At 54.4% G+C, this 8,208-nt stretch carries 8 protein-coding genes and 1 pseudogene; 7 read left to right on the forward strand and 2 right to left on the reverse strand.

From position 1 onward, the window contains the following. The first annotated feature begins 187 nt into the window (after nt 1-187). Nucleotides 188-1,786: a protein translocase subunit SecD gene (secD, locus tag ACIQ2T_RS10315; RefSeq protein WP_397590734.1), complete on the forward strand. Its 1,599-nt coding sequence runs from the start codon at nt 188-190 to the stop codon at nt 1,784-1,786. A gap of 10 nt (nt 1,787-1,796) precedes the next feature. Beyond that, nucleotides 1,797-2,789 carry a protein translocase subunit SecF gene (gene secF / locus ACIQ2T_RS10320; protein ID WP_397590735.1) on the forward strand — a complete coding sequence of 331 codons (993 nt, stop codon included), beginning with the start codon at nt 1,797-1,799 and terminating at the stop codon, nt 2,787-2,789. Between the two features lie 61 nt (nt 2,790-2,850). On the opposite strand, the gene ACIQ2T_RS10325 is transcribed toward secF, so the two are convergent. Continuing rightward, nucleotides 2,851-3,414 (reverse strand): helix-turn-helix domain-containing protein, encoded by a 564-nt coding sequence (locus ACIQ2T_RS10325; protein WP_397590736.1) that lies wholly within the window; start codon nt 3,412-3,414, stop codon nt 2,851-2,853. Between the two features lie 47 nt (nt 3,415-3,461). Between ACIQ2T_RS10325 and ACIQ2T_RS10330 the strand changes: the two genes are divergently transcribed. Beyond that, nucleotides 3,462-4,001: a DUF6456 domain-containing protein gene (locus ACIQ2T_RS10330; protein ID WP_397590737.1), complete on the forward strand. Its 540-nt coding sequence runs from the start codon at nt 3,462-3,464 to the stop codon at nt 3,999-4,001. A gap of 11 nt (nt 4,002-4,012) precedes the next feature. Here ACIQ2T_RS10330 and ACIQ2T_RS10335 read toward each other — a convergent pair whose 3' ends face one another. Beyond that, complete coding sequence (locus ACIQ2T_RS10335; RefSeq protein ID WP_397590738.1) at nt 4,013-5,800, reverse strand: ABC-F family ATP-binding cassette domain-containing protein; 1,788 nt, start codon at nt 5,798-5,800, stop codon at nt 4,013-4,015. A gap of 218 nt (nt 5,801-6,018) precedes the next feature. Between ACIQ2T_RS10335 and ACIQ2T_RS10340 the strand changes: the two genes are divergently transcribed. The 4 genes and pseudogenes from ACIQ2T_RS10340 to ACIQ2T_RS10355 all read left to right on the forward strand — a co-directional run. Beyond that, entirely contained in the window at nt 6,019-6,870 is an 852-nt protein-coding gene (locus ACIQ2T_RS10340; protein ID WP_397590739.1) for a D-amino-acid transaminase, read from the forward strand. A 26-nt stretch (nt 6,871-6,896) separates the two neighbouring features. After that, nucleotides 6,897-7,610, forward strand: a complete 714-nt coding sequence (locus ACIQ2T_RS10345) for an SIMPL domain-containing protein (protein WP_397590740.1) — start codon at nt 6,897-6,899, stop codon at nt 7,608-7,610. 30 nt (nt 7,611-7,640) lie between these two features. Next, a complete protein-coding gene (locus ACIQ2T_RS10350) occupies nt 7,641-8,003 on the forward strand; it encodes a PepSY domain-containing protein (protein WP_397590741.1) in 363 nt (120 codons plus the stop codon). Between the two features lie 69 nt (nt 8,004-8,072). Continuing rightward, nucleotides 8,073-8,208 (forward strand): annotated as a pseudogene (locus tag ACIQ2T_RS10355) (DNA-binding response regulator); the annotation flags it as partial.

Here is an 8,208-nt window from a genome sequence, read left to right on the forward strand (position 1 = left end):
TGATCAAGGTCGCTGACGATTATGTCGAAGTCGAAATTGCGCCAAATGTGCGGGTGAAGGCTGTGAAGTCGACCATCGCCAACGTGCAATCACGCGGAACCAAAGCTGCCAATGATTAACCGCTGGGTTTGAATGGCTGACGGCCCAACCCCAATTTTTGCTTTTCCAGTTCGTTCGGACCCAACTCATGCTTGATTTTCCCCGTTGGCGCGTATGGATGCTCAACACGCTCATCATTTTTGGTGTGCTCTTTGCTATCCCCAGCCTTCTTCCGGCGCAGATGCGCGATCAACTTGCACAATTTGTACCGACGCCAACGATTAATCTTGGACTCGACCTTGCTGGCGGTAGCCATATTCTGTTGGAAGCCGATACATCGCAGCTCGCGGAGACACGGCTTGAGGCTTTGGAAGATGGCGTGCGGACCGCAATGCGCCGCGCAGACCCGCAGATCGCGATTGCTGATGTGTCACGCGCCGATGGCCAGCTAAGTTTTACGGTCAGTGATGTGTCCAAAGTCGATGCAGCGCGCGAAGCACTCATTCCCTTAACCAGCAATGCCACGGGCAGCCGCGATTGGAATATCGGCGTCAACGATGGCAATCGGTTGATTGTCACGCCAGCAGGTGCAGGGAACGAAGCAGCCCTTAATCAGGCGATGGACACAGCCAAGGACGTTATTGATCGCCGCATCAACGCGCTTGGAACGCTTGAACCAACGATCATCCGTCAAGGCGATAATCGGATTGTAGTTCAGGTTCCTGGGCTTGACGACCCCGCTGCCTTGAAAGCGCTCATCGGCAAAACCGCAAAGCTCGAATTCAAGCTGGTGGATGAACTGGCCGACCCTGACCAAACCGCGACGGGTAAGGCGCGCGTCGGCAGCCAAGTTCTACCCTATCCGGACAATCCATCCGGCTTACCCAATATCGCAGTGCGCCGCCTTGGTGGTATCTCTGGCGATAAGCTGGTTAAGGCTGATCCCACATTTGACTCACAGACCAACGAACCTGCGGTCACTATTCAGTTCGACTCCGAAGGTGGCCAAAGATTTGCTCGGATGACACAGCAAAATGTGAATAAGCTTTTCGCGATCATATTGGATGGCCAAGTTATCTCCGCACCGCAAATTCGTGAGCCAATCTTCGGCGGGGTTTCCCAGATTTCGGGCAGCTTCACCACAGAAAGCGCCAATGCGCTCTCCATTTCGCTGCGCTCGGGGGCTTTACCGGTTGATCTTAAGATCGTGGAAGAACGTTCGGTTGGTCCAGACCTTGGCGCTGACTCCATCCGCCGCGGCGTGCTGGCGGCGGTGATTGGTACGACCGCCATTCTTGTGCTCATGTTCCTCGTCTATGGCCGCTTCGGCATGTATGCCAATTTCGCTTTGGTCATTAACATAGGCATGATTTTGGGGGTAATGGCATTTGCCAATGCAACATTGACCTTGCCGGGCATCGCAGGCTTCGTTCTGACGATTGGTGCAGCAGTGGACGCAAACGTTTTGATTAACGAGCGTATCCGCGAAGAATTGAAACGGGGCCGGCGCATCGTGCAAGCGATTGAGGTTGGATATAAAGAAGCTAGCCGCGCAATTTTTGACGCAAACAGCACTAACGTCATCGCGGCCGTTCTGCTGTTTATCTTTGGTTCAGGTCCAATCCGTGGCTTTGCCGTGGTTCTGATGATCGGGATTGTCACATCGGTGTTCACCGCCGTGACCATCACCCGAATGTGGGTATCGCGCTGGGTTAAGCGCACCCGTCCTACTGAACTGACGATTTGAGGATATTGATATGAAACTGCTCAAAGTCGTTCCTGACGATACCAACATCGACTTTCTCAAATGGCGGAACTGGGCCTTTGGCGTCAGTTTGTTGCTCATGATTGCATCGATTGGGTTGGTTGCCACCAAGGGTTTGAACTTTGGCGTCGATTTTATCGGTGGCCAGATGATCCGTGCGACGTTCACGCAGACGGCCGCCGCACCTGTGGCCGAACTGCGCGAAACAGTTGGCAGTCTTGGTTTTGGCGACCCGACCATTCAAAGATTTGGCGCCGAGAACCAGGTTTCAATCCGCATGAAATTGCCCGACGGCGCGGATAAGAATCCCGAGATCGCTAACGCAATGGCGGAAAAAATCACGAACAAGCTCAAGGCTGATCATCCCGATGTACGGATTGACGGCGTTGACTCTGTGTCCGGTAAGGTTTCGCAGGAATTGTTTAGCAAGGGCGTCCTTGCATTGCTTGCGGCGATGGCAGGTGTTTCGATCTATATCTGGTTCCGGTTTGAATGGCAGTTCGGGGTTGGGGCGATTTGGTCGCTGATGCACGATGTGACGCTGACCTTCGGATTGTTTGCGCTTACAGGGTGGGAGTTTGACCTCAACATCATCGCGGCTTTGCTGACGATTATCGGCTATTCGTTGAACGATACGGTTGTTGTGTATGACCGTATTCGCGAGAATCTGATGAAATTCCGCAAAATGGAAATGGCGTCGCTTTTGAACCTGTCCGTCAACGAAACCTTGTCTCGAACGGTGATGACCAGCGTATCGATTTCGCTGCCGTTGATCATATTGGTCCTCTTTGGACCAGATGTTATTTTCGGTTTCAGCGCTGCAATGGCATTTGGTATTGTCGTCGGAACTTATTCCTCGGTTTATCAGGCGGCCCCCATATTGATCTGGTTCAAAGTAGGTTCGCACAGCTTTGTGCCGACCGATGACGCCATCGCCGGTTCAAAGGCGGAGCGGATCGACGAAAACTTCGGCGCGAAGCCTTAACGCTTCGATACGGCCGATGTCTCGCCGAAACGAAAGGCAATTGCGCGCGCATTCGCCTGTTTTATAATGTGCGCACGAGCCGGACTGCCTTTGCAATCCAAGCCGGATCGGCGACAACTTGTTGTCGTGCACCAGCCTCAAGCGGCAACAGGTGCAATTTCCCGGCGTCACGGCCGAGCAAGCGGCCAAAGATGAAGCGGCCACCAGGGCGCGGGACAAGGACGTCCAGATTGAGCGCAGAGGCAAAGTCGTCGGGCTGAAGCTGTTCAAGCCATAATTCATCCCCGCGCCGATATTCGCCCAATGCCACAGCAATCCGAAGCCCGACCATCGTCGCGCCGACATTGGGAACCATGATGCGCTCCTCCTTCGACGGGGCGTACGTGCCACCATCATGCAGTATAGCAGCGACGGGAAGATATTGCTGGTCAGGCAGAGCAACGAGGTCGCTCGATTCCACATCCAAAGCGTCCGCGATACGGTTGATCCAGATCAGCGACAGCACTCGCATCCCTGTTTCAAGGCGACCGATGGTCTGCGCAGTCGTCGGCGGATTGCAGCGCATAGCAACATCTGCAAGCGTGAGGCCCTTGGCCCTTCGTACATCGCGAATTCGACTTTGCATGAATTACTCCTTCACCAAATAGGTTTTTTTCCTACAATATTTACCACATGGCAAGGGTAATTCGCGTAGTCACAGGAGAGCCCACGCCAGCCAATTCGCTTTCCAACCGTAAATTCCATGATCCTCGTATGTTGGTGGAGCATGCCGTGGCCGAAAATGGTGAAAGCATAGGCCACCGTACCGTTACCATAAACCTGTCTGAATCGCCCTTGTCCTGGCTGCATGCACGCGGCCATTTGTCCAACCGGCAGATGTTGGCGGGCGAAACCTTGCGTGGGGATTATGAGGCAGCGGCGCCTGCGCCACATGTTACCATGTCGTGGGAGAATATTCCGCGCAGCCGGCAAAAACGCAGCGCACCATCAGGCTTAAACCGCACCGAACGGATGATGAGCGCAAAGGCGCGCTTCGATAACGCCTTGACCGCGCTTGGTCCCGATCTGTCAGATATTGCATGGCGCGTCATTTGTGTTGGCGAAAGCGTGCCGATTGCCGAACGCGAGATGTCATGGCCCGTGCGTTCAGGAAAGCTGGTCTTAAAAATCGCACTGGACCGGCTTGCTGTATTTTACTGCATTCCTGGTTAGGAGGCCGTTTCTTAAACCATCATGGCCAGCTCCAACCAGCGTTCCTCAGCCGCATCCTTTTCGGCACGCAGGCTTTCGGTTTTGGCGGTGAGTTCGGCAAAGCGGGCTGGCTTTTGCACGTATAAAGCCGGGTCGCTCATTTCCTTTTCGGCTGCGGCAACTTCGGCGTCGATTTCGGAAATGCGCTTCGGCAGCAAGTCATAATCGCGTTGGTCTTTGTAAGTGAGCTTGACCTTTTTGGGTGCAGAGGGGGCCACCGCAGATGGTGCAACCGAAACGCCTTTTTCCACCTTTTTGGCGGAGGGCTTGTCGCGTTTATCGCGTTTTTCTTCCCAATCGGCATATCCGCCCGCGATGATATCGACATGCCCCGAACCATCCAGCCCGAGCGTCAATGTCACTGTCCGGTCGAGAAAGTCGCGATCGTGGCTGACGATCAAAACCGTGCCGTCATAATCGGCGATAACCTCTTGCAGTAGATCAAGCGTTTCCAAATCGAGATCATTGGTCGGCTCATCCAGCACCAGCAGATTGGCCTCACGCGCAAATTCGCGGGCAAGCAGGATGCGCGATTGCTCGCCGCCGGATAAGGACCCGATCCGCGCCTCGATAAGTGCGGGGTCGAATAGGAATTCCTTAAGATAGCCTTGCACATGCTTGCGCACCCCACGCACATCGATCCAGTCGCTGCCCTCTGCCAACACATCGCGCACCCGCTTTTCAGGTGTGAGCAATTTGCGTTGTTGGTCGATGACGATGCCCGTCAGCGTTGGTGAGAGTGTGATGCTGCCTGTATCTGGTTCCGCCTCGCCAGTTAACATGCGGATGAGCGTCGTCTTGCCGGTACCATTGGCGCCCACAATACCGATGCGGTCGCCGCGTTGAATGCGCAGCGTAAAATCCTTGATGATTGTTCGGTCGCCGAAGCTTTTGCCGACATTTTGTGCGCTGATGACGGTTTTTGTTTTGCTGTCATCACTTGACGCCGCGAGCTTGGCTGTGCCTTGTGGGTCAATCATGGCTGCACGCGCAGCGCGCATTTCCCACAGCTTGGCCAATCGACCTTGGTTGCGCTTACGCCGCGCAGTCACGCCACGTTCAAGCCAATGCGCCTCGATTTTTAGTTTTGCGTCGAGGCGGTCTGCGTTGCGCGCATCTTCGGCAAAAACACGCTCGGTCCAAGCATCATATCCGCCAAAGCCGATTTCGTTGCGGCGCAGCAGGCCGCGATCCAGCCAGAAGGTCTGCCGCGTTAATCGGGTCAAAAACGTCCTGTCATGGCTAATGACCATGAATGCGCCGCGATAGCGTGTGAGCCATTCTTCCAGCCATTCAATCGCAGCCAAATCAAGATGGTTCGTCGGCTCATCCAGAAGCAACAGGTCGGGCTCACTCGCCAGCGCACGGCAAATCGCTGCGCGGCGTTTTTCGCCTCCGCTTGCGGTTTTGGCCTCACGGTCCAAATTGATACCCAATTGGTCGGCAATGGCGCGCACCGCATATTCGGGCGGCCCTTTTTCGCCATGAATGGCAAAATCAACGAGCCGTGCAAAGGAGCTGACATCGGGGTCCTGCTCCAACATCACGATGTTGGTGCCGGGCACAACAACACGGTTGCCCTTATCGGCCTCGACCCTGCCAGCCACCAGTTTCATCAACGTCGTTTTGCCTGCACCATTGCGGCCAATAAGCGCTAGTCGGTCGCGCGCGCCGATGAATAAGTCGATATCCTGAAACAGCCATCCGCCACCTTGCTGTAGCGCGAGACTTTCAAATGCGAAAATGGGGGGTGCTGACATGGTCACGGGCGGTAGGGCGCAAGGGGCTGTAATGCAACCGTCACGGTGGAAATTAAGACGCTGAAGCAAGTTCAGGGTGATCGGGTAGCTTTTTAGGCGGTGAGACTTTGTTATTTGAAGCTTCATCATGCTGAACTTGTTTCAGCATCTTACTTCGTGCATTTGAGGCCAAGGGAAGCGCCTCAACGCAAATTGGCGCGCTCAGGCAAGGTAATCACATGACGCGCATAATTTATCTCAACGGGCAATATATTCCCGAAACCGAAGGCAAAGTGTCCGTCTTTGACCGCGGCTTTTTGTTTTCGGATTCGGTTTATGAGGTTGTGTCTGTTCTAGACCGCAAACTTGTCGATTTTGAAGGCCATGTACAACGCCTCGCCCGCTCGCTGAGCGAAATTGGAATTGAAGGCGCGCCGGACGCGCAAGCTTGGCTGGGCGCCTGCCGAGAACTGGTTTCGCGCAACGCTGTTGAAGAGGGCATGATCTATTGGCAGGTAACGCGCGGCACGCCCGACGACCGTGATTTTGTGTTTCCGCCCGCCGACACGCCCCCAACGGTTCTGGCCTTCACCCAATCGCGGACGCTTGTGGATAATCCAGTTGCAGAGCGCGGGTTAAGCGTAGTGACAGTGCCAGACTTGCGCTGGGGCAGGGCGGATATCAAAACGACGCAGTTGTTGTACGCATCGCTGATGAAGAATGCGGCAATCGCGCAGGGCGCTGATGATGCGTGGATGGAGCGCGACGGCTGGATTACCGAAGGCAGCGCGCAAAATGCGCATATCATTACGCAGGCTGGCGTATTGATTACCCATCCGCTCAATCGGGAGATTCTGCATGGTATAACCCGCGCGGCGGTGCTGCCTCTTGCAGCGCAACGTATAGAAGAACGGCCGTTTTCAGTCAGCGAGGCGGAACAAGCGGCGGAGGCATTTGTTTCATCGGCCTCAGGCTTTGTAATGCCAGTGGTTCGGATTAACGGCCACGCGATTGGCAATGGCGTTCCCGGTTCGGCAACCGTTCAGCTTCGCCAAGCTTATATTGATTGGGCACGCCTGACAGCACTTTAAGTTGTTGGCAAAAAAGGGAGTTCCATATGCGTAAATTGATTATTGCGGTTTTGTTGGCAACAGGCGGTGTGACCGCGAGCGGCGCGATGGCGACTCAGGTCAACATCACCACGGCAAATCCGGTCATTGACCTCAACATTTCCGAAACTGTTCAAGCCCGTCCAGATATCGCGACATTCACCACTGGTGTCCAAAATCTGGCAGCCACTGCAACTGAGGCTGTGCGCGCCAACAATATTCAGATGGCGACGGTCGTTGCGCGGCTACAGAAGTTGGGCATTGCTGACAAAGACATCCAGACGACGCAGATCAGCCTGAACCAGCAATTTGACTATCGCGACGGGCAGCAGATTTTCAAAGGCTATCAGGCGTCAAACATGGTGAATGCAAAGCTGCGCAATTTGAAAAAGCTTGGCGCATTTCTTGATGCACTTGCCGTTGACGGCGCGACCAATTTCAATGGACCCACCTTTGGCATTGATGACGATAGCGTGTTTCAAGCGGCCGCCCGCGACAAGGTGTGGACCAAGGCGATGAGCCGTGCGCGCGATCTGGCACAAAAGGCCGGATATCCCAACGTGCGTGTTTTGCGGGTTGAAGAGAGCGATTACGGCCGCAGTTACGCCTCGAGTCCGATGGTCATGCGTACTATGGACGCGTCGGAAAAATCGACGCCGATTTCGCCAGGCGAATTAAGCATCGGGGCAAATATGTCATTCACTTTCGAAATGGTGAAATAAGCGATATGGAGCATCATATGGAGCATCATATTGAACAAAGGGCGTGATGCTCCATTCACTTTAGGTTCAATGCGATGGGGGTATCGCGTCGGCATGTTATTTCGAAACTCAGTCTTTATTGCGTTGTCCGCACTCGCGTTACTCACGGCCATTCCATTGGAGGCGCGTCGCGGGGAACAGGACGATGCGCGGCAGGATATGGTTGCTGGGAAAATAAAACGTCTTCCCGAAATTGAGGCGATCATTGTACCAAGGATGCGCGGAATGCAGTATCTCGGACCTGAATATGATCCGGCCGCGCAGGTATATCGGTTGAAGTTTATCAATGGCAGCCGGGTCATCTTCGTCGACGTTGATGCCCGAACGGGGAACATAATTCGGCAACGCGGATAGGAATTTTTAGCAACGGGCTCATCTGCTAGCCGCGTTCCGAAAGACATTTTTACAAGGTAAGGGGACAGCATGCGCATCTTGATCGTGGAAGACGAACCCACCTTGGGCAAGCAGCTCAAGTCGACACTTGAAGGGGCCGGCTATGCCGTTGACCTTTCGGTTGATGGTGAGGACGGCCACTATATGGGCTCGACCGAAAATTATG

Source organism: Sphingorhabdus sp. (genome assembly GCF_044357595.1).
In the GTDB taxonomy this organism is placed as follows: Bacteria; Pseudomonadota; Alphaproteobacteria; order Sphingomonadales; family Sphingomonadaceae; genus Sphingorhabdus_B.

Excerpts from the sequence above, each read along its gene's own strand:
- ACIQ2T_RS10330 (WP_397590737.1), top strand. The coding sequence starts at position 3,462 with ATGGCAAGGGTAATTCGCGTAGTCACAGGAGAGCCCACGCCAGCCAAT.
- ACIQ2T_RS10335 (WP_397590738.1), bottom strand. The coding sequence starts at position 5,800 with ATGTCAGCACCCCCCATTTTCGCATTTGAAAGTCTCGCGCTACAGCAA.
- ACIQ2T_RS10340 (WP_397590739.1), top strand. The coding sequence starts at position 6,019 with ATGACGCGCATAATTTATCTCAACGGGCAATATATTCCCGAAACCGAA.
- ACIQ2T_RS10345 (WP_397590740.1), top strand. The coding sequence starts at position 6,897 with ATGCGTAAATTGATTATTGCGGTTTTGTTGGCAACAGGCGGTGTGACC.
- secF (WP_397590735.1), top strand. The coding sequence starts at position 1,797 with ATGAAACTGCTCAAAGTCGTTCCTGACGATACCAACATCGACTTTCTC.
- secD (WP_397590734.1), top strand. The coding sequence starts at position 188 with ATGCTTGATTTTCCCCGTTGGCGCGTATGGATGCTCAACACGCTCATC.
- ACIQ2T_RS10325 (WP_397590736.1), bottom strand. The coding sequence starts at position 3,414 with ATGCAAAGTCGAATTCGCGATGTACGAAGGGCCAAGGGCCTCACGCTT.